The organism is Streptomyces galbus (assembly GCF_005280195.1).
Classification (GTDB): domain Bacteria; phylum Actinomycetota; class Actinomycetes; order Streptomycetales; family Streptomycetaceae; genus Streptomyces; species Streptomyces galbus.
In genome coordinates, this window is sequence record NZ_SZPR01000008.1 from 409,214 (window position 1) to 434,623 (window position 25,410).

Annotated in this window: 20 protein-coding genes and 1 pseudogene; 9 read left to right on the forward strand and 12 right to left on the reverse strand. The window is 75.3% G+C overall.

Annotated elements, in window-relative coordinates; translation table 11 throughout:
• Positions 1-186: 186 nt before the first annotated feature.
• Both E4U92_RS06280 and E4U92_RS06285 read right to left on the reverse strand, forming a co-directional pair.
• Entirely contained in the window at positions 187-1,929 is a 1,743-nt protein-coding gene (locus tag E4U92_RS06280) for a pyruvate dehydrogenase (protein ID WP_137299235.1), read from the reverse strand.
• 57 nt (positions 1,930-1,986) lie between these two features.
• Positions 1,987-3,315 (reverse strand): annotated as a pseudogene (locus E4U92_RS06285) (protein phosphatase 2C domain-containing protein); the annotation flags it as partial.
• Between the two features lie 1,169 nt (positions 3,316-4,484).
• Between E4U92_RS06285 and E4U92_RS06290 the strand changes: the two are divergent.
• The 3 genes from E4U92_RS06290 (at position 4,485) to E4U92_RS06300 (ending at position 6,530) form a co-directional block, all read left to right on the forward strand.
• Entirely contained in the window at positions 4,485-5,471 is a 987-nt protein-coding gene (locus E4U92_RS06290; protein WP_137299237.1) for a TrmB family transcriptional regulator, read from the forward strand.
• A gap of 53 nt (positions 5,472-5,524) precedes the next feature.
• Positions 5,525-6,007, forward strand: a complete 483-nt coding sequence (locus E4U92_RS06295; RefSeq protein ID WP_137299238.1) for a DUF456 domain-containing protein — start codon at positions 5,525-5,527, stop codon at positions 6,005-6,007.
• A 148-nt stretch (positions 6,008-6,155) separates the two neighbouring features.
• The gene (locus tag E4U92_RS06300) at positions 6,156-6,530 is read left to right on the forward strand and encodes a PPOX class F420-dependent oxidoreductase (protein ID WP_137299239.1); all 375 of its coding nucleotides are present in this window, start codon (positions 6,156-6,158) and stop codon (positions 6,528-6,530) included.
• Here the strand turns inward: E4U92_RS06300 and E4U92_RS06305 are convergent.
• The 8 genes from E4U92_RS06305 to E4U92_RS06340 all read right to left on the reverse strand — a co-directional run bounded on the left by E4U92_RS06305 (position 6,527) and on the right by E4U92_RS06340 (position 16,343).
• On the reverse strand, positions 6,527-7,027 hold the full coding sequence (locus tag E4U92_RS06305) for a methylated-DNA--[protein]-cysteine S-methyltransferase (RefSeq protein WP_137299240.1): 501 nt from the start codon (positions 7,025-7,027) through the stop codon (positions 6,527-6,529). The two genes, E4U92_RS06300 and E4U92_RS06305, sit on opposite strands and share 4 nt — an antisense overlap.
• Positions 7,027-8,427 (reverse strand): DNA-3-methyladenine glycosylase 2 family protein, encoded by a 1,401-nt coding sequence (locus E4U92_RS06310; protein ID WP_168725044.1) that lies wholly within the window; start codon positions 8,425-8,427, stop codon positions 7,027-7,029. Before E4U92_RS06310 ends, E4U92_RS06305 begins: the two co-directional genes overlap by 1 nt.
• Positions 8,428-8,504: 77 nt before the next feature.
• Entirely contained in the window at positions 8,505-9,572 is a 1,068-nt protein-coding gene (gene rsgA, locus E4U92_RS06315; RefSeq protein WP_373311462.1) for a ribosome small subunit-dependent GTPase A, read from the reverse strand.
• 305 nt (positions 9,573-9,877) lie between these two features.
• A complete protein-coding gene (locus E4U92_RS06320; RefSeq protein ID WP_137299243.1) occupies positions 9,878-11,371 on the reverse strand; it encodes a cellulose-binding domain-containing protein in 1,494 nt (497 codons plus the stop codon).
• 295 nt (positions 11,372-11,666) lie between these two features.
• Positions 11,667-13,022 (reverse strand): radical SAM protein, encoded by a 1,356-nt coding sequence (locus E4U92_RS06325; RefSeq protein WP_137299244.1) that lies wholly within the window; start codon positions 13,020-13,022, stop codon positions 11,667-11,669.
• A 107-nt stretch (positions 13,023-13,129) separates the two neighbouring features.
• A complete protein-coding gene (locus E4U92_RS06330; protein ID WP_137299245.1) occupies positions 13,130-14,152 on the reverse strand; it encodes a TolB family protein in 1,023 nt (340 codons plus the stop codon).
• Positions 14,149-15,444: an MFS transporter gene (locus E4U92_RS06335; protein ID WP_137299246.1), complete on the reverse strand. Its 1,296-nt coding sequence runs from the start codon at positions 15,442-15,444 to the stop codon at positions 14,149-14,151. Before E4U92_RS06335 ends, E4U92_RS06330 begins: the two co-directional genes overlap by 4 nt.
• A gap of 5 nt (positions 15,445-15,449) precedes the next feature.
• Positions 15,450-16,343 carry an alkaline phosphatase family protein gene (locus tag E4U92_RS06340; RefSeq protein ID WP_137299247.1) on the reverse strand — a complete coding sequence of 298 codons (894 nt, stop codon included), beginning with the start codon at positions 16,341-16,343 and terminating at the stop codon, positions 15,450-15,452.
• Positions 16,344-16,586: 243 nt separating this feature from the next.
• On the opposite strand from E4U92_RS06340, the gene E4U92_RS06345 reads away from it, so the two are divergent.
• Positions 16,587-17,831 (forward strand): FAD-binding protein, encoded by a 1,245-nt coding sequence (locus E4U92_RS06345; protein ID WP_137299248.1) that lies wholly within the window; start codon positions 16,587-16,589, stop codon positions 17,829-17,831.
• Positions 17,832-17,968: 137 nt separating this feature from the next.
• Positions 17,969-19,204, forward strand: a complete 1,236-nt coding sequence (locus E4U92_RS06350) for an ROK family protein (RefSeq protein ID WP_137299249.1) — start codon at positions 17,969-17,971, stop codon at positions 19,202-19,204.
• Between the two features lie 21 nt (positions 19,205-19,225).
• Here E4U92_RS06350 and E4U92_RS06355 read toward each other — a convergent pair whose 3' ends face one another.
• A complete protein-coding gene (locus E4U92_RS06355) occupies positions 19,226-20,179 on the reverse strand; it encodes a JmjC domain-containing protein (RefSeq protein WP_137299250.1) in 954 nt (317 codons plus the stop codon).
• Between the two features lie 31 nt (positions 20,180-20,210).
• Complete coding sequence (locus E4U92_RS06360) at positions 20,211-21,266, reverse strand: nucleotidyltransferase family protein (RefSeq protein WP_137299251.1); 1,056 nt, start codon at positions 21,264-21,266, stop codon at positions 20,211-20,213.
• Between the two features lie 393 nt (positions 21,267-21,659).
• On the opposite strand from E4U92_RS06360, the gene E4U92_RS06365 reads away from it, so the two are divergent.
• Genes E4U92_RS06365 through E4U92_RS06380 form a run of 4 tightly spaced genes read left to right on the forward strand, consistent with a single transcriptional unit; the run spans position 21,660 to position 25,406 of the window.
• Complete coding sequence (locus E4U92_RS06365) at positions 21,660-22,838, forward strand: M16 family metallopeptidase (protein ID WP_137299252.1); 1,179 nt, start codon at positions 21,660-21,662, stop codon at positions 22,836-22,838.
• Positions 22,835-23,623, forward strand: coding sequence for a hypothetical protein (locus E4U92_RS06370; RefSeq protein WP_137299253.1), 789 nt, complete (start codon positions 22,835-22,837; stop codon positions 23,621-23,623). The genes E4U92_RS06365 and E4U92_RS06370 overlap by 4 nt, the downstream gene beginning before the upstream one ends.
• Positions 23,617-24,639 carry an ABC transporter ATP-binding protein gene (locus tag E4U92_RS06375; protein WP_137299254.1) on the forward strand — a complete coding sequence of 341 codons (1,023 nt, stop codon included), beginning with the start codon at positions 23,617-23,619 and terminating at the stop codon, positions 24,637-24,639. The genes E4U92_RS06370 and E4U92_RS06375 overlap by 7 nt, the downstream gene beginning before the upstream one ends.
• Positions 24,639-25,406 (forward strand): ABC transporter permease, encoded by a 768-nt coding sequence (locus E4U92_RS06380; protein ID WP_137299255.1) that lies wholly within the window; start codon positions 24,639-24,641, stop codon positions 25,404-25,406. Before E4U92_RS06375 ends, E4U92_RS06380 begins: the two co-directional genes overlap by 1 nt.
• The last annotated feature ends 4 nt before the right edge of the window (positions 25,407-25,410 follow it).

The window sequence follows — 25,410 nt, forward strand, 5'->3', positions numbered from 1 at the left end:
GGCCACGATCCGGGCACCGGGTGCCGCGGCCCGGAGCCGCCGGCCCGCCCGTTCGGGCACGAGCGGCCCCCCGCACGGCGTCCCGACGTGGTCATGCGACCCGGATGGGGCCGGTCGTCGGCGTGGTACGCGGGGGGCGTGGGCCTCCGCGGCGAAGCGAAGTTGGCCGGAATCCATCGCCGGTGGTCAAGGCCGCGGCACGTTGCGGAGGTTGGAGCGGGCCATCTGGAGCATGCGGCCCACGCCGCCGTCCAGCACGATCTTCGAGGCGGACAGGGCGAAGCCGGTCACCATCTCCGCCTTGATCTTCGGCGGGATGGACAGGGCGTTGGGGTCGGTCACCACGTCGACCAGGGCCGGGCCCTTGTGCTTGAAGGCCGACTTCAGCGCCCCGGCGAGGTCCTTGGGCTTCTCCACCCGCACGCCGTACGCCCCGCAGGCCTGCGCCACCGCCGCGAAGTCGGGGTTCTTGTTGGCGGTGCCGTGCGACGGCAGCCCCGCGACCAGCATCTCCAGCTCCACCATGCCGAGCGAGGAGTTGTTGAACAGCACGATCTTCACGGGCAGGTCGTACTGGACGAGGGTGAGGAAGTCGCCCATCAGCATGGAGAAGCCGCCGTCGCCCGACATCGCCACGACCTGCCGGCCCGGCGCGGCGAACTGGGCGCCGATCGCCATCGGCAGGGCGTTGGCCATCGAGCCGTGCGAGAAGGAACCGATGATGCGGCGGCGGCCGTTGGGCGAGACGTAGCGGGCGGCCCACACGTTGCACATACCGGTGTCGACGGTGAACACCGCGTCGTCGTCGGCGAGTTCGTCGAGCACCGACGCCACGTACTCCGGGTGCAGGGGCACGTGCTTGTCGACCTTGCGCGTGTACGCCTTCACCACGCCCTCCAGGGCGTCCGCGTGCTTCTTCAGCATGCGGTCGAGGAAGCGGCGGTCGGTCTTCTCCCGCACCCGCGGGATGAGACAGCGCAGGGTCTCCTTCACGTCGCCCCACACCGCGAGGTCCAGCTTGGAGCGCCGGCCGAGGTGTTCGGGCCGCACGTCGACCTGGGCGATCTTCACGTCGTCGGGCAGGAAGGCGTTGTACGGGAAGTCGGTGCCGAGCAGGATCAGCAGGTCGCACTCGTGGGTGGCCTCGTAGGCGGCGCCGTAGCCGAGCAGACCGCTCATGCCGACGTCGAACGGGTTGTCGTACTGGATCCACTCCTTGCCGCGCAGGGCGTGGCCGACCGGGGACTTGATCCGCTCGGCGAACTGCATGACCTCCGCGTGCGCCCCGGCGGTGCCGCTGCCGCAGAACAGGGTGACCTTGCGGGCCCCGTCGATCAGCTCCACGAGCGCGTCCAGCTCGGCGTCGCCGGGGCGCACGGTGGGCCGGGCGGTGACGAGTGCGGTCTCGGCGGCCCGGTCCGGGGCGGGCTCGCCGGCGATGTCGCCGGGCAGGGTGACCACGCTGACGCCGCCGCGGCCGACGGCGTGCTGGATGGCGGTCTGCAGCAGCCTGGGCATCTGCTGCGGGTTGGAGATCATCTCGCTGTAGTGGCTGCACTCGCGGAAGAGCTGGTCGGGGTGGGTCTCCTGGAAGTAGCCGAGACCGATCTCGCTGGACGGGATGTGCGAGGCGAGCGCGAGCACCGGCGCCATGGAGCGGTGGGCGTCGTACAGGCCGTTGATCAGATGCAGGTTGCCGGGCCCGCAGGAGCCCGCGCAGGCCGCCAGCCGCCCGGTGACCTGCGCCTCGGCGCCGGCCGCGAACGCGGCGGTCTCCTCGTGGCGGACGTGGATCCAGTCGATGCCCCGGTGGCGGCGGACCGCGTCGACCACGGGGTTGAGGCTGTCGCCGACGACGCCGTACAGGTGCTTGACCCCGGCGCGGGTGAGGATGTCGACGAACTGTTCGGCGACGTTCTGCTTGGCCATGGTCCACTGCCCCTTCGGTCTCGGGTCCCAGGACCACCATGACCGCTCGGGTGCGGTTCACGCCTCCCAGACGGCGGCCGCCGTACGGTCGTCGGCGTACCCCGTGGCCCGGACCTGGACGTCGGCCAGGTAGGCGGTGAGACCCGGCGGCTGCGGCGCGGCCCAGCGTGCGGCGAGGTACGCGGACAGCTCGGGCTCGCCGCGCAGCGGGTCGGCGAGGCCCGCGGTGCACATCAGCAGGGTGTCACCCGGACGGGCGACCGAGGCCCGGAAGCGGAAGGGCGGGCGGGGCGGCGCGGGCGGGAGGTCGCCGGGGCCCGGCGGGGCCGTGACGCCGGGGTCCACGGTGGCCTCGCCGGCCGCCGGTTCGATGTCCCGCCACTGCCCGCCCCGCAGCCGGAACAGTCCCCCGGCGCCCACGCCGAAGAACACCCGCGTGCGGCACTCGGGGTCGGCGGGCAGCAGCAGACAGCGCAGGTCGGCCGCGTACTCCGCGGGGTCCAGGCCCTGTTCGGCGGCTTCGGCGCGCAGCCGGCCGAGGCTGCGGTCGGTGAGGCGGTGCAGGCCCGACTTGAGCTCGCCGCGCCGGGCCGCCCGGAGGTCCTCGACGAGCCGGGCATGGCTGCGGCCCACGGCCCGCCCGATCCACCGGCACAGCTCGGCGGCCGCCCGGTGCGCGCCGGGCGTGGCCCGGGCCCCGGTCGCCATGGCGACCAGCACCAGCGCCTGCTCGCCGGCGCCGAACCGGGCGGTCAGCAGCGCGTCCCGGCGCGGCTCGCCGCGGTAGCGCGCCGAGTCCCCGCGCAGCGAGGCCGCGCGCAGCGTGCAGGCCCCGTACCGGGCGCCGTCCAGCACGGTGTCCGGCACCAGGTCCGCGAGGTCGTCGGGGTCGGCGGCCGGGAGGGCGGTGGGCTCGGCCTCGTAGGTGGGCGGCCGGGCCCCGACGTGGTCCCGCCCCGGCGGCGGCACGATCGGCAGGGCCGGGGGCGGCAGCGAGTCAGGAGCGGTACGGGCGGCGGGGATGGCCCCCGGCGCGAGGCCCGGGGCACGACCCGGCGGGACGGGAGGGGGCGCCGCGTCCGCGGGAGCCGTGGGAGGCGGGGGCGGGGCGGGCGGGTTCGTGGGGGCAGGCGGGAAGGCCGGGACCGGCGGGGCCGTCGGTGGAGCGGGCGGGTCGGCAGGGCCGGACGCAGACGCCGGCGCGTCAGCGGGCGGGACCGGTGGAGTCGTCCGTGCAGCGGGCGGGTCGGCAGGGCCGGACGCAGACGCCGGCGCATCGGCGGGCTGGGGCGGTGCAGCCGGCGGGTCGGCCGGACCGAGCGCAGGCCTCAGCGCTTCGGCGGGCGAGGGCGGTGGGGCCGTCGGTGGAGCGGGCGGGCCGGACGCAGACGCCGGCGCATCGGCGGGCTGGGGCGGTGCAGCCGGCGGGTCGGCCGGACCGGGCGCAGACGCCGGCGCGTCAGCGGGCGGGACCGGTGGAGTCGGCTCGGGCTGCGGGGTCCTGGCGCTTCCGGTGGTCCGGGCGGTCGAGCCGGTGGGCTGCTGGGGCGGCTGCGGTGCGGGGGGACGGTCGGGCGGCGGGGCATCGCCCCGCGAGGCCGGACGCTCGGTGAAGCCGGGCGGGAGCGGGCCCGCCGGGAGGGACCCGGCACCGGGAGCCGACCAGGGCTCGGACGCGGACTCCGAGCGTCGCTGCGCGGGCACGTCCGGCGGCGCAGCCCCGCCTCCCGGCGCCGCGTCCCGCGGGACCGCGCCGTACCGGCCGGCGTCCTCCGGCGCCGCGTCCCGCGGGGGCCCGCCGTACCCGCCACTGTCTCCCGCGACCGCGTCCCGCGGGGGCCCGCCGTGCCCGCCGCCGTCTCCCGTGACCGCGTCCCGCGGCTCCTCCGCGGGTGTCGGTGCCTCCTCGTGGGGGTCCCAGGGGCTCCACGGGTCCCGTTCGGGCTGCTCGCGGGGCGGGCGCCTGCCGGGTGTCGCGTTCACCGTGCCCATCGCGGAGGCGAACCGGTCGTCCAGCGAGTCGGCGGCGGCCGTGGGGCCGGTGTCCGCGGTGGCGTCGTCGTACAGCTCGCCCCACCAGTCGTCGTCGGGACCGGTGGACCTTCCCCCCTGCTGGCTCATGCCGCAATTCTGACCGCAGGGGCCGGGCGGAAACGGGGCATCGGGAAATTGCGGTACGCCGCGCCGGGCGGTTCCACCCCCCACGGGAGAACCGCCCGGCGCGCCGGGTGACCCGGCCCGGACTCCGTGCGCCCCCGCGCGTTCCGGGCCCGGATCACCGTTCGGGCCGACCGGGAGACCAGGGCGTCACGGCCGTGGGCCGGGCGACGGGCTCCCCTGACCGTCCGCTGCGACGGAGATCATGTGGTCGGCGCCGACGCCACACCTTGGCAGAGGGGAGGGTTCCGCGGCGATGATGTGCGGCGGCGGGTTCACGCCATGACCGTTTCCCGCCACGACGACGGGCGACGGGCCGCAGCCGGGCCGCCCGCGTGACGACCGGCAGGCGGGACGAGGCCGGACGAGGTCGGACGAGGTCAGGAGGGACGCCCCGGATGCTGGGAGCGATAGGGCTGGACGAGACGCACGAGGCGGCGTACCGGGCGCTGGTGTCCGTGGGCGCCGCCGACGTGCCGGCCCTGGCGCGCCGGCTGACGCTCGGCGAACAGGCCACCGAACGGGCGCTGCGCCACCTGGAGCGGCAGGGCCTGGCCGCGCAGTCGCCGGGCCGGCCGGGCCGCTGGGTCGCCGCTCCCCCGGGCGTCGCGCTGGGCGCGCTGCTCACCCAGCAGCGGCACGAGCTGGAGCGGGCGGAGCTGGCGGCGGCCCTGCTCGCCGAGGAGTACCGGGCGGCGGCGGCCGAGCCGTCCGTGCACGACCTGGTCGAGGTGGTGACCGGCGCGGCGGCGGTCACCCAGCGGTTCCTGCAGCTCCAGCTCGGGGCGGGTGAGGAGGTGTGCGCGCTGGTCACCGGCACCCCGGTCGCGGTCACCGCCGGGCAGAACGACGCCGAGGAGCGCGCCGCCGAGCGCGGGGTGCGCTACCGGGTGGTGATCGAGCGGTCGGTGCTGGACCAGCCGGACGGCGTCACTGAGCTGACGGCCGCGCTGGGCCGCGAGGAGGAGGTGCGCGTGGTGGAGCGGGTGCCGACCAAGCTGGTCGTCGCCGACCGCGCGTCGGCGCTGGTGCCGCTGACCGGCCGCTCGGCCGAACCGGGAGCGCTGGTGGTACACGCCGGGGGGCTGCTGGAGCTGCTGGCGGCCCTGTTCGAGTCGGTGTGGCGGGAGGCCCTGCCGCTGCGCCTGGGCGGGGACGGCCGGGTCACCGAGCAGGCGCCCGACGGTCCGGACGCCGTCGACCTGGAGGTGCTCTCCCTGCTGCTGGCCGGGCTGACCGACGCGAGCGTGGCCAAGCAGCTCGACGTGGGCCTGCGGACCGTGCAGCGCCGGGTGAAGCGGCTGATGGAGCTGACCGGGGCGACCACCCGGCTCCAGCTCGGCTGGCACGCGCACGAGCGGGGCTGGGTGGCCCGCGACCGCTGACCGCCCTACCGGCCTGATCTGCGGGTCCGGCCGGGCTCGGGCAGGCTGGACGGATGGGAGCGTGGGAACTCCTGCTGGTCGGTCTGGTGATCCTGCTGGGCCTGTGCGGAGTGCTGCTGCCGGGCGTGCCGGGGTCGTGGCTGGTGTGGGCGGCGGTGCTGTGGTGGGCGATGGAGGACCCCCGGCCGGTGGCCTGGGGCGTGCTGGTGGGGGCCACGGTGGTGCTGTTCGTCTCCCAGGTGGTGCGGTGGTCGCTGCCCCCGCGCCGGCTCCAGGCGGCCGGCGGCACGTCCCGGATGGCGGTCTTCGCCGGGGCCGGCGCGCTCCTGGGCTTCGTGCTGCTGCCCGTGCTGGGCGCCGTTCCCGGCTTCCTGGGCGGGATCTACCTGTGCGAGCGCCTGCGCCTCGGCCGGCACGGCGAGGCCCGCGCCGCGCTGCGCACGGTGATGCGCTCCGGCGGCACGGGCGTCCTGGTGGAGCTGTTCACCTGTCTGCTCATCGCGGGCGCGTGGCTGGGCGCGGTGGTGTGGGACTGACGGCGGGCCCCGCCCGGGCGGCCGTGGCGGACCGGGGGCGCCGCCCCGCCGGGGCGGCCGCGGCGGGCGGGGGTTCGCGGGCGTAGGCCCGGGGGCGTAGGGCGAGGATCCGATGCGCGCGGTCCGGCTGCCGTGTTTGGCTTGCGGCATGACCGCATTCAGTGAGGCCGAGCGGGCGTACCTGGCGTCGCAGCGACTGGGCCGGATGGCCACGGTCGACCCGCACGGGCAGCCGCAGGCGAACCCGGTCGGTTACCGGCTCCAGGACGACGGCACCATCCTGATCGGCGGCTATGCGATGGGCCGTACCAAGAAGTGGCGCAACCTGCGCGAGAACCCGAGGATCGCCCTGGTCGTCGACGACATCGCGTCCCTGCGCCCGTGGAAGGTGCGCGGCGTGGACATCCGCGGCGAGGCCGAGCTGCTCGTCGGCCCGCACGACCTGGGCGCCCACCTCAGCGAGGAGCTGATCCGCATCCACCCGCGCCGCATCCACAGCTGGGGGCTGGAGGACGACTCCTAGGGGGTGCCGGGCAGGCAGCCCTCCAGGGTGAGCAGCCGGACCTTGCGTTCCAGGCCGCCCGCGTAGCCGGTCAGGGAGCCGTCGGCGCCGATGACCCGGTGGCAGGGCCGCAGGACGAGCAGCGGGTTGGCGCCGATCGCCCCGCCGACGGCGCGGACGGCGGCCCGGGGCGCGCCGATCCGTGCCGCGATCTCGCCGTACGACGTGGTCGCCCCGTACGGCACGTCGTCCAGGGCGGCCCACACGCGCTCCCGGAAGGCGGTGCCCTCGGCGCGCAGCGGCAGCCGGAACTCCTTCAGCTCGCCGGCGAAGTAGGCGGCCAGTTGCTCGGCGGCCTCGCGGAACGGGCCGGGGTCCGCGCGCCAGCCGGCGCGCATCTCGCGCCCGTTCTTCTGCCCGGGCACGGACAGCGAGGTCAGCGCGCCGTCGGGTCCGGCGGTCAGCAGCAGCGGCCCGAGCGGGCTCGGCACGTGAGTGGCGTAGGTCGGGTCGGTCATCACGGCTCCAGTGTCTCGGCGCGCAGGTGGTGCAGGGCGTAGGTGCGCCAGGGGCGCCAGGTGTCGGGGACGTCCGCGCCGGGCGGCGCGACGTCGGGGTCGCCGAGGGCCCGCGCGCGGATCGCGGCGACCGTGCGGCCGTCCAGTCCGGGCAGGTCCAGCAGCGCGCGTTCGGCGTCGTCCCGGTCGGTGCCCGCGTCGAGCCGCAGGCGGCCGTCGGCGAGCGCGGCGGCCAGGGCGCCCAGCGGGCCGTGCGGTACGGCGCCGGCGAGGACGGCGGGTTCGGGGAAGAGGTGGGTGAGGCTGCCGCAGGGCGCGTCGAGCACCTTGCCGCACGCCTGCACCAGGCGGGCGGCCGCGTCCCGGCCGACGAGGGCGCGGACGGCGTACTCCTCGGCGTCGGCGGCGCCGGGGGCGCGCAGTCCGGGCCGGGCGGCGACCAGCGGGCCGAGCCGGGCGTCGGCGCCGAGGCGCTCGTCGACGGCGTACGGGTCGGCGTCCAGGTCGAACAGCCGCCGCAGCCGCTGCACCGCCGTGGTCAGGTCGCGCGGGTCGGTGAGGTGCAGCCGGGCCTGCAGCCAGCCGCCCGGGTGGGTGGCGGCCCCGGGGACGCCCTCGGTGCGCTCGTCGACGGCGGCGATGCCGATGCCGTACGGCAGCCGCAGCGTGCGCCGGTAGGTGCGGGTGCCGGGCGCTCCCGCGACCTCCTCGACCCCGGCGACGGCCTCCCGCTCCAGCAGGTCGAACACGGACCGCGCGTGGTACGGCCCGCGGTGGGCGAGCCGCAGCGGGATCCCGGCGGTCGGCGGCGCGGTGCGCCGGGGCGGCCGGTCGGCGCGGGGCGCGGCCGCCCGCAGCGCGGTCGGTGTGGCCGCGTACACCGCGCGCATCGTGTCGTTGAACTGCCGCACGCTCGCGAACCCGGATGCGAACGCGATCTCGGTGACCGGCAGGTGCGTGGTCTGCAGCAGCACGCGCGCGGTGTGCGCGCGCTGCGCCCGGGCCAGGGCGACGGGTCCGGCGCCGAGTTCCGCGGTGAGCTGCCGCTGCACCTGCCGCGCGCTGTACCCGAGCCGGTCGGCGAGCCCGGCGACGCCCTCGCGGTCGACCACGCCGTCGCCGATGAGGCGCATGGCGCGGCCGACCACGTCGGCGCGGGCGTTCCAGTCCGCGGAGCCGGGCACCGCGTCCGGCCGGCACCGCCGGCAGGCCCGGAACCCCGAGCCCTGCGCGGCGGCGGCCGTGGCGAAGAACCGCACGTTGCGCCGCTTGGGCGTCACGGCGGGGCAGCTCGGCCGGCAGTAGATCCCGGTCGTGGTGACCGCGAAGAAGAACGCGCCGTCGAACCGGGCGTCCCTGCTGCGTACGGCCTCGTACCTGGTGTCCTCGTCGTCCGTCACGGAACCCAGTCTTCGCCGGTCGCGGGCGTCCTGCTAGCGGAAATCGGACATGGGCGTGGCGGGTGCCGGGGGGCCGGTCACCGCTGCCGTCCCCGCTTGGCCTGCATCATGGCCTTGCCCATGGCGCCCCGGCGCTTCCACTCGCGCTTCATCTCGGCGCGCGCCCGCGCGTCGGTCTTGGCGACGATCCACTGGTTCTCGCGGACCAGCTTGCGGTAGCTCTCCAGCCGCCGCGGGGGCAGCGCGCCCGCCTCGACCGCGCCGAGCACCGCGCAGCCGGGCTCGTTGTCGTGGGCGCAGTCGTGGAAGCGGCAGTCCCGGGCGAGTTCCTCGATCTCGGCGAAGACCTGCCCGACGCCGGTCCCGGCGTCCCACAGGCCGACGCCGCGCAGGCCGGGCGTGTCGATGAGGACCCCACCGCTGGGCAGGGCGAGCAGGTTGCGGGTGGTGGTGGTGTGCCGGCCCTTGCCGTCCGCGTCCCGGGTGGCCTGCACGTCCATGACGGCGTCGCCGACGAGCGCGTTGGCGAGGGTGGACTTGCCGGCGCCGGAGGTCCCGAGCAGCACGGTGGTGCCCCGCCCGAGGAGCGCGGTGAGCCCGTCGAGGCCGTCGCCGTGCAGGGCGCTGACGGTGAGCACGGGCACGCCGGGCGCGGTGGTCTCCACGTCCTGCACGAGGTACGACAGCCCCGTCGGGTCGGGCACGAGGTCGGCCTTGGTCAGCACGACCACGGGCTGCGCCCCGGACTCCCAGGCGAGCGCCAGGAACCGTTCGATGCGGCCGAGGTCGAGTTCGACGGCCAGGGAGACGGCGACCAGGGCGTGGTCGACGTTGGCGGCGAGGACCTGCGCCTCGGACCGCTTGGAGGAGGTGGAGCGCAGGAAAGCGGTACGGCGCGGCAGCAGGGTCCGTACGTAGCGCGGGTCGGCGCCCGCGGGGTCGACGGCGGCCCAGTCGCCGGTGCACACGACCTTCGCGGGGTCGCGGGGCACCACGAACTCGGTGTCGGCGCGCACGACGCCCTCGGGCGTGACGAGGTCGCACATCCCGCGGTCGACGCGCACGACGCGCCCGGGCACCAGCCCCTGGGCGGCGTACGGCGCGAACGCCGCGTCCCAGTCGTCGTCCCAGCCGTACGGGGACAGCGGCGACGGAGAAGAAGGTGCAGAGGCAGAAGAGGGGGAAGGAGACGACGAAGGAGAGAGCGAGGAAGACAAGGGGGACCCTTCACAGGGGCGGTCCCGGCGGCGCGCTCAGGGGCGCGCGGAAGGCTGAGGTGGTCAGCCGGAGACCGCGGAGGTGGACGGAGTGGGCTTCTGTGCGCGGGCAGCACGCGTCGCAAGGACAGCCATCGGTCGACACCTCCTGTCTCGTCTCGTACGTCTTCCGGACGTCCGTCACAGTAGGCGCGGGCGGGTCGCCCGCGCCACCGGTTTTTCCGGCCCGCTCCTCAGGTGAGGCTGCACGCCCTGCCGTTGAGGGCGAAGTCCCGCGGTTCGGTGTTGTGGTCCTGCCAGGACGCGAGGAAGCCGAAGGACAGGGTGCCGTCGGGGGCGACGGTGCGGTTGTAGTCGGCGGACGTGGCGGTGACGCGGGGGCCGTTCTGGGCGACGCTCGCGTCCCACATCTGCGTGACCCGCTGGCCGTCCCGGAAGGTCCAGGCGACGTTCCAGTGGTCCAGGGCGTCGGCGGTGGTGACGGTGACGGTGGCCTGGAAGCCGTCGGGCCACTGGTTGACCAGGTCGTAGTGGGCCGAGCAGACCGCCTCGTCGGGGGTGCCGCCGGTGCCGGCCGCGGTGGCCTGCGAGGTGCCCTGCGGCTCCGGGTCGGGGCGGTCCTCGTCGCGCGCCGTGGCCGGCGAGGTCCGGTGCGCCGGGGCGCCGGACGGCCGTCCGGGGGCGGTGGAGCGGGGCGCGGAGGTGGCCCCGCGGGCGGGCGGCGCGGCGGAGACGTCGCCGGCCACCGGGCTGGTGTCGGTGGGGCCGCCCTGGGCGCTGTCGCCGCCGTCGCCGGACGGCAGCAGCGTGACGGCGAGCGCGATCAGGGAGATGAGCGCGGCGCCCGCGAGCAGTCCGTGGCGCAGCAGCCGGGCCCGGCCGGCGGCGGCCTTCGCGGCCTCGGCGTCGGGGTCGGCCGCGGCGGGGCGTCCGGCGCCCAGGCGCACCTCGGCGGCCCGGCGGCGGCGCTCCAGGTAGGCGAGGCCGCCCCAGCCGATGACGCCCTGGGCCAGGGCGGCGGGCAGTCCCCCGCCGTGCAGGCGCAGACAGGCGGCGGCCTCCGCGCACTCCTGGCAGGTGGCCAGGTGGCGGGACAGGTCCTCGGGGGTGTCGGCGACCGGTGAGCGGGTGACCGCGTCGAGCAGGCGGACGTAGCTGCGGCACTCCGCGTCCATCGGGGTGTCGAGGTGGTTGCGGTGGCAGCGGTCGCGGAACAGCCCGCGCACCTCGTCGAGTTCCTGCGCCGCGGCCGCGGGGTCCAGGCCCTGGCGGCGGGCGACGGCGCGCAGCGGCAGCGCCTCGACCTCGGCCAGCCACAGCAGGGCGGCGTCCGGCTCCTGCATGTCGCGCAGTCCGCGCAGCGCGATGGGGCGGCGCAGGGGCGGCCCGGTGTAGCGGGCGGCCTTGCCGGAGTTGAGCCACAGGCGCAGGTCGGGGTCGAGCTTGTGGCCCTGGCCCTGGGCCTCCCAGGCGGCGGCCGTGGTGCGCACGGCGGTCAGCAGCAGCGGGATCCGGGGCAGCCGGGGCGCGCGGCGGCCGGTGCCGCGGCGCAAGCCGTCCTCGGCGGCGCGGGCCTCCCGGATGCCGAGCGCGAAGGCCTCGCGGGCCAGTTGGTGGGCCGCGGTCGAGCCGGACGTGCACAGGTCGGCGTACGACAGGACGGCGTCCCAGCACTCCGAGAACAGCGCGGCCTCGGCGTCGTCCTTCGGGGTCGGCAGGTCGGGCATGGGTCTCCTGCATTCAAATGCGAGGTCAACTCACCATGTCGGCAAAGGAGTTGGGGGGAACCTCGCCGCAGGGGCAGAGCTTTTCACGACTTCCGCACAACTGACAAGCGCCGTGTTCACATGTCGTAGTCGCGGGCTCGCCGGCCGTGGCCGCACCGACAGGGCGCCCGGCCCCGTGCCGCGGGCCGGTTCCTCTCGGTTCCGGCCCAGAGTACGGATGCGGGCGCCCTGCGGCTCAGTCTTCGGCACTTTCGGCCCAGCGGCCCCTCAGGTCACAGGGGCCGCGCGGAGCGGATCAGCCGGCGGCCACGGCCGTCGTCCCCGCCGGGGTCTCCCCGTCCGGCTGCTCCTGGGCGGGGAGGCTGTCCATGAAGGAGCTGACGGAGAAGACGGCGCGGCCGGGTCCGGGCGGGCCGTAGCCGGGGGGCGAGGAGAGCCCGAAGTCGTCCATGGTCTGCCGGTAGGCCTGCAGCAGCCGGATGTGGTACTCCAGCGGCGCGCCCTGCGGGTTGGCCTTGCCGAGCGGGGTCGTCGGCTCGGGGCACCAGGTGGTGAAGCGGGGCGTGATGCCGTGCGACATGAAGAAGCGCAGGCCCTCGGTGGTGGAGGCGATGGCCTCGTCGACCGTCTTGAAGCCGAAGGGCTCGGCCATCTCCACACCCGCCACGAAGTTCGGGATGACGTTGCGCGCGCCGAAGACGTCCGCCGAGTCGAGGATGCGCCGGTGCCACTCGTCCCGCCCGACGTACCGCTCCTTGCCGGGGCAGTACATCTTGAACAGGTACTCGTCCCACACCTCGAAGTTGGGGTGGTAGATCTGCACGCCGTAGTCCTTGAACCGCTGGACGTCGGCCTTGGGCAGCGCCTGGGCGACGACCTTGCCGATCCAGCGTCCCGGGAAGCGCTCCTCGATGGCCTTGGCGTAGTGGCCGTAGAAGTCGGCCTCGTCGCGGCCGGAGACGGTCCTGGTGATGGCGCCGCCGGTCAGCGTGTAGGCGGTGGAGGCCTTCTGGGTGTCGTAGCGGTCGATGATCTCCAGGGCCTCCAGCACCTCCTCGACGTCCTTGACGCCCGTGTAGGGCCGCCCGGCCGCCTTGTGCTGGCGCCAGTTGTGGTTGATGTCGCAGTACTGGCACTCCTCCTTGGCGCCGAAGTACTGGCAGACCCGGAACACCGTGAGGTAGATCAGGTAGCCCCACTGGATGGTGGGGGCCACCTCCATCACGGACTTCCCGTTGGACAGGGTGTGCCGGTAGTACTCGGGCATCGGCGGCACGCCGACGTCGGCGATGCGCCGCCCGTCGAGGTAGAGGCCCAGCACCCCGTCGTCGTCCGCGGCCACCCGGTACGGCGAGGCCGGGTTCACCCGCACCGAGACCACGGTGCGGCGCAGGTCGTAGGGGCCGCCGGTGAGGATGATCTCCTCGGGCGGGCGGCGCAGCGCGGCCTCGCCCAGCTCGGGCAGCGTCCCGTGGTCGAAGGAGAAGATGAAGTACGACTTCGGCTTGACCTCGCCGTCCTCGTTGTCGCTCAGGGCCGACGGGTCGAAGGCCACTCCTCCCCGCAGCAGGTCCTCCTTGAAGACGGCTTCCCGCGGAACGTGCGGGAAGCGCTCCATCAGATCCTCGACCAGCGCGGTACGGCTGCCCATCCCGTGTCTCCTCCCGGTTCGGACGTACGACTCCTCACGGTATGCCCCCGCGTGGGCCGCGGTGGTACCGGGTCCCCCCGCGGGCCGTTCCGAGCGGGTGGCGTCCGTCACCCCAGGTACGCCGGGGCGACGGCGGAGGCCATCAGCCGGCGGGCGGTGCCGGTGCCGTCGGCGGGGACGGTCCACAGGTCGGAGCCGTAGTCGCCGGGCAGGGCGTACACGAGGGTGGCGCGGTCGGCCCACAGGGCCTGGTCGTCGACGTCGCGCCGTTCCGCGGTCGGGGTCTCCCGCATCGTGCGCAGGTCGAGGACGTACAGCCGCCAGGGGGCGTCGGCCGGGGCGCCCCGCACGCGTTTCTTGTAGGCGACGCGGGTGCCGTCGGGCGACAGGGAGGGGCACTCGACGTTGGCGTGCAGGGTGGTGAGGGTGCGGGCGGTGACGTCGCCGCGCACCAGGTAGGTGTGGCCGCCGGTGGCGAGGGTGGCGTAGAAGCGGGTGTCGTCGGCGAAGGTGACGCCCCAGATGTTGACGTCCGCCGCGCGGTACGGGCGGCCGTCCTTGACGACGCGGAAGGTCTCCAGGTTGTCCTCGATCCGCCAGGTGCGGGTGTCGACGACGGCGGTGCGGGTGGAGAAGTCCGTCCCCGCGTAGGAGTCGCCGCTGACGAACACCGTCCAGGCGACCAGGTGCCCGGAGGGCGAGACCCGGGCGCGGGTGGGGATGCCCGCCGCCGGGAAGCGGTGCCGCTCGCGCAGGTGCGCGTCGAGCACGACCGCCCGGTAGGTGTCCTCCAGCGCGCCGTGCACGGCCTGGAGGCACACCGCGGTGCCGGCCGCCGCGTGGAAGCGCAGGCACTTCACGCCGGACGCGGTGCGCGGCCCGTCCGGGGCGCCCGCGGGCACGGCGGCGATCTCGTCGCGGTGCGGGCCCCAGGCGAGGTTGCGCACCAGCAGGGTCCGGCCGTCCGCCGGGCGCAGCGAGACGTCGCCGGTGCGCACGGCCGGCCCGTCGGCCTGCTGCTCGTCGCGCTGTCCGGCCCGGTGGGCGGCGTGCAGCACCGCCCCGGTCCCGACGGCCCCGAGCAGCAGGACGGCGGTCAGCAGGATCATCAGGCGGGCGGTCCGGGTCATGCGGGCACCTCGTCGGCGGGACGCAGCAGGAACGAGACGGTCACGGCCGCCACGGCGAGCGCGGCGGCGGTGACGGCGAGGGCGCGCTGCCCGCCCCACAGACTCCAGGCCGCGCCGAACGCCAGCGAGCAGACGAACCGGGCGAGCGCCTGGCCGGTGCCCACCAGCGCCTGTCCGGCGCCCTGGTTGCGGGCGGGGACGGCCGCGGCGGTGGCGGCGGCGAGGACCCCGTCGGTGGCCGCGTAGAACGTGCCGTGCAGCAGCAGGACGGCGGCCACGGCCGGTGCGCCGTGCCACGGGGAGAGCACCAGGCCGTAGGCGAGGAGCAGGACGCCGTGGCCGGCGAGGAAGAGCCGGCGGCGGCCCACGCGGTCGGCGAGCGCGCCGAGCGGGACGGCGAGCAGCAGGAACACGGCCGCGGTGCCGAGCGGCAGCAGCGGGAACAGGTGGGCCGGCAGGTCCCCCGCGCGCTGCAGCAGCAGGTACAGGAAGGCGTCGCTGACCGTGGTGAGGCCCAGCAGCGCCGCGCACCCGGTGAGGCGGCGCACCGGACGGCGGCGCAGCAGCCCGAGTGCCTCGCGCAGGGTCGGGGGCGCCGCCGGGGGCCCGGCCGGGGTCGGTTCCCCGGCCGGACCGGGCGTGATCCGGTGCGGCACGAACAGCACGAGGAGCAGGACGCCGAGCGCGGCCACGCAGCCGCTGACGACGAACACGGCGTCGTAGCCGTCGACGGTGGCGCGCAGGACGGCGAAGGCGACGAGCGGGCCGAGCAGCGCGCCGGTGGTGTCCATGGCCCGGTGCACGCCGAACGCCCGCCCCCGGCGCTCGGGCGCCGTGGCGAGGGAGATCATCGCGTCCCGGGGGGCGGTGCGCAGCCCCTTGCCGGTGCGGTCGACGGCGAGGACCGTGCCGAGCACGGGCAGGGTGTGGGCGAGCAGCAGCAGTGGCTTGCACACCGCCGACAGGCCGTAGCCGAGGCCGGCCACGGTCTTGTGGCGGCGGCCGCCCCGGTCCGCGAGGTGCCCGCCGGCCAGCCGGACCAGCGCCCCGACGCCGTTGTTGACGCCGTCGAGGAACCCGAAGCCGAGCGGGGACAGGCCGAGGCCCGCGACCACGTACAGCGGCAGCACGGCGGTGACCATCTCCGAGGAGACGTCCGTGACGAGGCTGACCGCCCCGAGGGCCAGCACGGTGCCGGGCACGGCGGCCGGCCGCCGCCCCGGACGGGGGTCCGGGACGGCGGCGGGCCGGGTGGCGCGGGAATCCGTGGAGCGGGAGTCCGCGAGGTACACCGGCGTCAGTTCCAGATGCCGGTGACGTCGGACGCGGAGGCGGCGTTGCCCGCGTGCGCGCTCAGACCGGCCAGGTCCTCCAGCGTGCGCAGGACGTTGTAGTGGTTGTACGTGGTGGCGGTGGAGCTGCCCGGGGTGACGTGCTCGCCGTAGAACAGGGTCGGGATGCGGTTGCCGGACAGCTTGTTGTCCTCGTCGAAGGTGACGGCGAGGACGCTGTTGTGGGTCTTGGCCCAGGTGGCGTAGGCGCCCAGGTTGTTCTTGATCCAGGTGTCGCCGGTGGAGACCGAGCAGTCGTGCATGTCGTTGCACAGGTTCGGCACGACGAACGACACCTTCGGCAGGGTGGTGTAGTCGGCGGGGAACTGCGCGAAGGTCTTCGCGGTGCTGACCGGCACGTTGGAGAAGCCGAACCAGGGGTTGTGCTTCTGCGCGTAGTTCCCGCTGCTGCAGGTCGTCGAGCCCTGGCTGGGCAGCGACTCGTTGTAGCTCGCCCAGGTCTGGCCGGCGGCGATCAGCTCGGAGGCGAGGTTGGGCTTGCCGATCGAGCCGACCGGGACGCAGCTGTCGTCGGTGCGGCCCTGGTTGGAGCCGGAGAACAGCATGTAGTAGTTCGGCTCGCTGGGGTGGGTCAGGCCGTAGGACTGCGTGAGGTTCGCGCCGCCGGCCTTGAGGGTGTTGTTGAGGTAGGGCGCGCTGGAGCTGCCGATCACCTGCGAGTAGGCGTGGTTCTCCAGGACGACGACCACCACGTGGTCGGGCGTCGGCAGGCCGGCGGCCTGCGCGGGTGCGCCGGTGGCGGCCCACAGGCCGATCGACGCACCGGTGAGGGCGAGCGCACCGGCGAGGGCGGACAGGGGACGTCGGGGGGTGCGCTGGGAAGCCTTGACGGCGGCCATGACTGTCCTCCGGACAGGGGTGACGGACGTACCGCGGGCGGGGAAGCGCCGTAACCCTAGGGTTCCCCGGCCGAGCCCCGGTGAAGAGCAGGCGAACGGCGGGCCCCACCGGGCAAAGGTCACCCCAAGGCCGTGCCAAGGGCGTCCGCAGGAGCCCCCGCCGGGCGGTGTCCGGGCGGCCCGGGCCGTCGGATAGGTTCCGGTGGGGACCTCCACGTCCCCCTGGGCAGGGAAGGACACGCAATGGCCGAGACGGTGACCAACTGGGCGGGCAACATCAGCTACGCCGCCAAGGAGCTGCACCGCCCGCGCTCGCTGGACGCGCTGCGGGCCGTGGTGGCGGGCGGCTCCCGGGTGCGGGTGCTGGGCAGCGGCCACTCCTTCAACCGGATCGCCGAGCCCGGCCCGGACGGGGTGCTCCTCGCGCTGGACGCGCTGCCGCTGGAGGCGGACGTCGACACCGCGGCCCGTACCGTGCGGGTCGGCGGCGGGGTCCGCTACGCGGAACTGGCCCGCCGGGTGCACGCCCACGGGCTGGCCCTGCCCAACATGGCGTCCCTGCCGCACATCTCGGTGGCCGGTTCGGTGGCCACCGGCACGCACGGCTCGGGCGTGGCCAACGGCTCCCTGGCCGCCCCCGTGCGGGAGGTGGAGATCGTCACCGCCGACGGGGACCTGGTGCGGATCGCGCGCGGCGACGCACGGTTCGGCGGGGCGGTCACCTCGCTCGGCGCGCTCGGTGTGGTCACCGCGCTGACCCTGGACCTGGAGCCCGCCTTCGAGGTCGAGCAGCACACGTTCACCGAACTGCCGCTGGAGGGACTGGACTACGAGACGGTCGCCGCGGCCGCCTACAGCGTCAGCCTGTTCACGGACTGGCGGGCGCCGGGCTTCCGCCAGGTGTGGCTGAAGCGGCGCACCGACCAGCCGCTGCGCGCCTTCCCGTGGGCCACGCCCGCGACGCACGCGCTGCACCCGGTGCCGGGCATGCCGGCGGAGAACTGCACCGAGCAGTTCGGGGTACCGGGTCCGTGGCACGAGCGGCTGCCGCACTTCCGGGCGGAGTTCACCCCGAGCAGCGGAGCGGAGCTGCAGAGCGAGTACCTGATGGACCGGTCGTCGGCCACCGGGATGCTGTCTGCGGTCGACCGGATACGGCAGACCGTCGCCCCCGTCCTGCAGACCTGCGAGGTGCGGACGATCGCCGCGGACGACCAGTGGCTGAGCCCGGCGTACGGCCGTGACTCCGTCGCCCTGCACTTCACGTGGATCGAGGACACGCAGGCCGTGCTGCCGGTGGTGCGGGCGGTGGAGGAGGCGCTGGCCCCGTTCGCGGCGCGTCCGCACTGGGGGAAGGTCTTCGCGATGCCGTCGCCGGTCGTCCGCGGACTGTACGCGCGCATGGGCGAGTTCGCCGGTCTCGTCCGGGAACTGGACCCGGCCGGGAAGTTCACCAACGCCTTCGTGCGGGACCTCCTCGACGGCTGACGGACCGGTCCGGCGCCCCGGTGCCGCACGCCGTCCAGCCCGTTCCCCCACCGCTTGTCGTGTCTCCGGCGCCCGTCATAGCCTGACGCGGCGCCGGAGCGACGAGGCCCGGCCGGGGCACGGCAGGGGGCATCCCGGTGAAGCGCACCTCGCGTGACATCCGCACCGCGAACCGCTACGAGGTGCTGCGCCGGATCATCGCCCGCTCGCCCACCTCCCGTCAGGAGCTGGCGGCCGCCACCGGCCTCAGCCTCGCCACCGTCGCCACCCTCGTCGGTGAACTGCTCGACCTGCGGATGATCACGGAGGTCGGCTTCGAGGACTCGGCCGGCGGCCGCCCCCGGGGCCTGGTCGCCGTGCACGCGTCCGGCGGCGCGCTGATCGGCGTCGACATCGCGGAGACCTATGTCCGCGTCGAGCTGTTCGACCTCGCGCTGAACGTGCTGGCCCGGGCCGACGAGGACGTCAGCCCCGGCGAGAGCCTGCCCGAGCAGGTGGCCGGCCACGTCGCCGCCGCCGTCGGCGCGGTGGTCGCCCGGGCCGGGGTCGGGGGCGCGCGGGTGCTCGGCGTCGGGGTGAGCGTGCCCGGCCAGGTCGACCGCTCGACGGGGCTCGCCGCGTACGCGCCCAACTGGGACTGGCACGACGTGCCGCTGCTCGACCTGCTCGCCGAGCACATCACCCATCCGCTGTACCTGGACAACCCGTTGCGGGCGAGCGCGGTGGCCGAGCTGTGGTGCGGGGCGGCGCGCGGGCGCGGGGACGCCGTGGTGGTCAACCTCGGCACCGGCGTGGGCGCGGGACTGGTCCTCGGCGGCGGACTGCACCGGGGCGTCAGCAACAGCGCCGGGGAGTGGGGCCACACCACGATCGTGCTGGACGGCCGGCCGTGCCGCTGCGGCGGACGGGGCTGCGTGGAGGCGTACGTCGGGGCGTCCGGGATCATGCGGACGCTGCGGGAGCTGGGCGGCGGCAGCGGGCTGCTGCACCCCAGCGACCAGACGGCGACGCTGGCGGCGCTGGGCCGGGGGCTGCGCGAGCGGGACCCGGTGGCGCTCGCGGTGGTCCGCGAGACCGTCCGGTACCTCGCCGCCGGGATCGCCAACCTGGTCAACCTGTTCAATCCGGAGGTGGTGGTGCTCAGCAGCTGGGTCGCCGCCGCCCTGGGCGAGCCCCTGCTGCACGAGGTGCGCGAGGCCGTGGCCCGGCACGCGCTGCACCGGCCGCTGGCCGCCACCGAGATCGTCCTCTCCCCCATCCCCACCGACCCGGTGTGCCTGGGCGCGGCGACGTTCGCGCTGGAAGGAGCGCTCCGGCCGGTCGGCCGGCGGACCGCCCGGCGCGCGGCGCGCGCTCCCGTCGCGCGGTCCTGACGTGCCGTCGCCCGGGGGGCGTCACCTTCCTGTGGTGCCGCTGTGCGGTGAGGCCGGCCAGTGGGCCGCCAGGTCCGCGAAGGAGGCGGTGGCGGGTGTCGGGGGCATGGTGGCCCGGCCGCGCGCCCTGGCCCGCTCCAGCAGGTCGGCCGGGGTCAGGGCGGCCAGGCGTTCGGCGGTGCGGGCCAGCAGGCTGGCCGCGGTGGAGAGCAGCGCCTCCTCGCCCAACGGGCGCTCGGAGGACGGCTGTTCGTCGGCGAGCAGGGACCATACCGTGTCGGCCAGATCGGCGGCGCCCACCTCGCGGATCGTCAGGGACAGGTGCGCGGACAGCCCCTGGTCGCCGGTGGCCAGGTGGGCGAAGCCGCGCGGGACGTACAGGACGTCGCCGGGGCGCAGGGTGGTCTGCAGGATCTCGGCCGGCCGGGGTCCGTCCTGGCCGGTGACGCGGCCCGCGTGCCAGTCGGCGTCCCGGGGGCCCTCGTGGAGGTGCCAGGTCTTGCTGCCGGCCACCTGGACGACCAGGACGTCGGCGTCGTCGCGGTGCAGGGGCAGCCCCTGGCGGCCGGCCGGGGTGACGAAGAAGAACGCCTCCACCTGGCGTCCGAGTTCCGCCGCGAGGGACGCGAGCAGGGTCCGGGTGGGCGCGTGCCACTGGTCGACGCAGCGCAGGAGGAGGGTGGCTCCGCCGTCGAGGAGTTCCCGTATGCGGCGGGGGTCGGCGAATCCGGCCGGAGCGCTGCGGGCGACGGTCCGGGTGGTGGTGAATTTCCTCGCGGGGAGTCTGTCGCCGTCCCACATCTCCACGTACGGCTCCCGGAAGAATCCGGTGGAGAGGGCGGAGTCCAGATCGGTGAGGGTGAAGGAGCTGTGCCCGCCGCCGTCCGGACGGAAGACGCCCGGGCGTTTGTTCCAGTAAGTGGTGAGGAATTCGGCGGGATTTCCCACCCAGCGGGCGAGTGTCGGCGCGTGCACGCGGGTCGTCCTTTCTTCGGGGCGCGGTCGGTCAGCCGGGCAGGACGGCGCCGGGATGCCGGTCCACTGCCGCCCGGGCGAGTTCGAGGGGCACGGAGAGCGTGTCGACCATCAGGTATCCGCCCACGGGGCAGCGGACGACGGTCATGTCGGCGTCCTGCTCGACGACCACGGTGGGGCTGCTCAGCGCGGGGCCGAGGGGGAAGCCGTAGTGCACGACCGCGGCGGTTCCCGCACCGGCGCCGCCCGCGCCGGCCGCCGCGGACCGTCGCTCCCGTTCCCGTCCGGCGGCGGCGCCGAGCTCCCGCGCCAGCGTCCGTGAGGTGGCGGTCGCCAGTCCGGGTACGGCGTTGACCCTGGTGAGCGCCTCCACCACCTCCGGCGCCAGCATCCAGTGCGCGGCATCACGGTGCAGGTCCGCCACGTCCCGCTCGGACATCGCGTCGGCCAGGACGGCGACGTCGACCACGTCCCGCCCCCGCAGCGGCTGCTGGAACAACTCCTCGGCGATGAGCAGCAGATGGGCCACCAGCGGGTTGGCGGGCCACCGAGGGCGCAGCGGAACCGTCGTGGAGTTGCCGACGAAGGGCGCCGAGAGGAACTCCGCCGCGTACACGGGGTCGAGGTCCGACTCCGGGGAGGGCCAGTTGAGGGCCACGGCCCAGTGGCGGTGGCCGTCGCTCTCCAGCATGCTCACCCGGGCCTCGTCCACCGGCCGCTCGCGGGCCACGGCGGCCACCGCGGCCCACAGGTCGTCCTCGTCGGGCACCAGCAGGTCGACGTCCCGGCTGGTGCGCAGCACGCCCGGTGGATAGTAGGCCTGGAGCGCGGTTCCCTTGAGGACGTCGGCGGGGCCCTCCCGGCGGACGAGGGCGACGAGGCGCTCGTGCTCGTCGCGGCGGGCGCGTTCCACGTCGAGCAGCGCGGTGCCGAGCGTTCCCATCCGGTGGCCCTCGGCCGCGGCCAGCGAGCACACGGTGGCGGCGAGGCGGTGGTCGCGCCGCGCGGCCCGTTCCAGGACCAGGCCGAGCCGGATGTCCGGGTCGAGGCCCATGACCTCCCGCACGGTCCTCAGCGACAGTTCCACGGCGCACCTCCAGGGACGGAATTCCGAGCAGCGTAGCGGCGCGGGCGACGGCCGGACCCGCGGTGTGCGTATTCCGGAAAAGCCGATCCCAGGGCCGTTCCACGGGTTTCCGGCGGGCGGGGTGCGGATTACGGAAGCAGCCGTTGCCCGGCTGATCCGGCCCTGCCTACAGTCCTTTTCGTTCGCTCAACTCCCAACGAAGGAGCATCACATGATGAAGCACGCTTCCATCCTGCGCCCGCGTCTCGACAAGGTGAAGCCGCAGAGCCGCTGAATCACCGCTTGAAGGGGAATGCCGCCGCCTTCGGGGGGCGGCATTCGCTTGTACGGACCAGTGAGGGAGAGTGCTTTTCCTTGTACGAATTCCGGAATCTCGACGGACCGCTTCCGGTCATGGCGGTCGTGGACGAACGGCTGAGCACGACCACGGTCTGCCTGGCCTCGAAGTACGGTTCGCGGGACGATCCGGCGCGCGAGTGCGGTCTCGCCCACGTGCTGGAACACGTGCTGATGTCCGCGCCGGTGGGGCCTGTACCGTCGTTCAGCGAGTACGTCGAGCGGTTGGGCGGACACGCCAACGCGGAGACCGGCCTGGACCGCATGCTGTTCTACGCGCAGGTGCACGCGGACGACGCGGAGGAGATCACCGCACTGCTCCAGCAGGCGGTGCTGCGGCCCCGGTGGAACGAGCGGACCCTGCCGCAGGAGAAGGCGGCGGTCGTCCAGGAGCTGGCGGCGGCCGCCGCGGACCCGAGCGACGTGGTGCAGGACGCCTTCCTTGAGCACCTGTTCCCGGGCCACCCGCTGGGCCGGCCCGTGGGCGGCACCCGGGAGATCGTCGAGTCGTTCGACGTCGCCGCGATGGCGGCGGGACACCGCGACCGGCTGCTGGCCGCCCCGTTGTCGCTGATCGTCGTCGGACCGTCGGTCCCCGCGACGGCGGACCCGCTGGTGGCCGGTGTCCCGGCGGAGGCGCTGGCGCGGCTGGGCACGGCCCGGCGCGACCTGTCCGCGCTGCCCGAGCCCGGCCCGCACGGACCGGTGCCGTGGCCGGACGAGTTCGCCTGGGTCTGCGCGGGCGCCCGCTCGGTCGGCAACCACGACCCGCGCCGCCCCCACTTCAACGTCCTGGCCCAGTTGCTCGGTTCGAGCCCGTCGTCGGTGCTGTACCGCCGGCTGCGCGGCGAGGCCGGTCTGGCCTACGCGTTCCAGTCGTGGAACCGCGGCTACGGGGAGACCGGCGCGTGGCGGGTCCTGGCCGGTGTGGACTCCGGCAACGGTGACGCGGCGCTCGCCGTGGTCCGCGGCGCGCTGGAGGAGATCGCGGCGGACGGCCCGAAGCCGGACGACCTGGAGTCCGCCCGGCGCCAGGCGCAGATGCGGATCCACACCTCCGTCGACACCCCGCTGGAGTGCGCGCGCTTCCTCGCGCTGCGCAGCGGCGGCCCCGCCGACTGGTCGCCCGCGGCCGAGGTCGCGAACATCGCCGCGGTCGGCGCCGAGGAACTGCGGGCGGCCGCGGCGCACGTACTGGGCGGCTGGCGGGCCGTGGTCCGGCCGGAGGCACGGTGACGGCCGCCCGGGAGTACCTCGGCCGGGCCGCCGCGGCCGGACTCCTGCGCGAGGCGGGCGGGTTCGGCTTCGTCGCCGACCGCTGCGACGACCCGTTCACCGGGCGCCGGCAGGTGCTGGTCGAGTACTGCGACCCGCGGCTGCCCGCCTCCGCGGACGCGCTGGCGGCCCTGCGCAAAGCCCTGCGGGCCGGCGGCGAGGAGGCCGACGTGGTGCTCCTTCGCGTCGTCGGCGACGTGCGGCTGCCCGCGCCCTGGCGGCCGCGGCTGACGTACGTACGGCACGACCGCACGCCCCGCCCACCGGCAGCCGGCGTCCCCTGCCCCGACGGGCTCACGGTGCGGCCGGCGACCCCGGCCGACGAGCCGCACGTACGCGACTGGCTGGCGCAGGCGTTCCGGAACGCCTACCCGGGGCACGAGGTCGGCCCCCGGCACCCGGGGGTCACGGACGTCGTGGACGCGCCGGACCGGCTGTCCCTCATCGCCGAGGTGCACGGCGAGCCGGTCGGCCACGCGACCGTGCTCACCCGTCAGCAGGACAGCGTCACCGGCGAGGAGTTCGCGGAGCTGGTGGACACGCTGGTGGACGACGCGGGCGTCCGGCGGCCCGCCGTCGCCGCACTGGTGGCCGCGGCCGTGGACGCCACCGAGGGGAGTCCCCTGTGCGGGCACGTCGTGCACCCGTACGAGCCCGGGGCGGCGCGCGGTGCGGACGGTGTGCTGCGCGCCCTCGTGGCGGGCGACTGGTCGGTCGACCACTGTTTCTGGGAGAGCCCATGGTGAGCACCGAGGAGTACGGCACGGCGCGCCGCGGGGCGTCGGAGCGCCCGGCGGACCCGGCCGCGGCGGACGCCATCGTCGTCGAGGACGTCGGGCGGACCTTCGCCGTCCGGCGGGGCCGGGCGGCCGGCGAGGTGACCGCGCTGAGCGGGGTCAGCCTGCGGGTGGCGCGCGGCGAGGTGCACGGTCTGCTCGGCCCGAACGGCGCGGGGAAGACGACGCTGTGCAGGATCCTCACCACGACCCTGGAGCCGACGACGGGTTCGGCGCGGGTGCTCGGTCTGGACGTGACCCGGCAGTCGCGGGCCGTGCGGCGGTCCATCGGCCTGGTCTTCGGCGGTGACCGGGGACTGTACGGCCGGCTCAGCGCCCGCGAGAACCTGTGGTTCTGGTGCGCCATGTACGGGTTGCGCCGCTCCGCGCTGCGGGCGCGCACCGAGCTGTTGCTGGACCGGGTGGGACTGCTGGACCGGGCGGACGCGCGGGTCGACACGTTCTCGCGCGGGATGAAGCAGCGGCTGCACCTGGCGCGCGGCCTGGTCGGGGACCCGCGCGTGCTGATCCTGGACGAACCGACGATGGGCATGGACCCGGTGGCCGCGCTGGACTTCCGGGCGCTCGTCGCGGAGCTGCGGGCGGAGGGGCGCACGGTCCTGCTGACCACGCACGACATGGCCGAGGCGGCGGCGGTCTGCGACCGGGTGTCGCTGATCGACCGGGGCCGGCTGCTCATGACGGAGGACACGGACGCCGTCGGCCGGCTGCTCTCCGGCTACGAGCGGGTCGTCGCGCACGGGGTGTCCGCCGGACTTGCGCGTCGGGTGGGGGCGCTGACGGGCGTCGTCGCCGTACGGCACGAGGCGGACCGGCTGGAGGCCGAGACGGAGCGGCCGTCGGCCACCGCCCGTGTCCTCGGCGTCCTCGCGGCGGCGGGAGTCCACCAGGTGAGCACCGCGCGGCCGGACCTGGCCGAGGTGTACCTGCACCTGGTGGGCCGCCGGGGCATGGGGGTGACCTGATGTCCCTCTTCCTTGCCGCCCTGCGCCTGCAGTTGCGCCTCGCGCCGCGCTCCCCCGGCACCCTGCAGGTGTGGGCGACGGCACCGCTGTTCACGGCGGTGTTCCTCTCGATCGCCGAACACGCGCACCGCACCGACCTCGCGTCGTTCTCCGTCGTCGCCCCGACCCTCATGGGCCAGTGGGCGCTGACCCTCGGCATCGCGGGGGAGATCATCGCGGAGGAGCGCAACCAGGGCACCCTGGAGGCGGTGATCGCGACCCCGGGCCGGTTCTCGGTGGTCGTCGTGGCCCGCATCCTCGCGGTCAGTCTCCTCGGTGTCACCACCATGGCGGAGGCGTGGCTGGTCGCGGGGCTCGGCTTCGGCCGCTGGATCGACGTACCGCACCCCGTCGTGCTGGCCGCCGCGTTGCTGGCGAACGCCGCCGCCATGGCCGGGACCGCGAGCATCCTGTCGTCCCTGTTCGTCCTGATGCCGTCGGCGCGGATCGTGCAGAACACGCTCACCTATCCGCTGTACCTGCTCAGCGGCGTCCTGGTGCCGTTGTCGGCGCTGCCGGCCTGGGCCGGGGCGGTGGGCCGCGCGGTGTTCCTGAGCTGGAGCGCCGACCTGCTGCGGGCCGCCCTGGACGGTCCGGCGGTGCCCCGGCCGGTGACGCGGATCGCCGTCGTCGCCCTGCTCGGGCTGTCCGGATACCTCATCGGGGCGCTGCTGCTGTCCCGCGTACTGCGCCGGGTCCGCCGGCTCGGCACCCTCACGCACACCTAGGGGC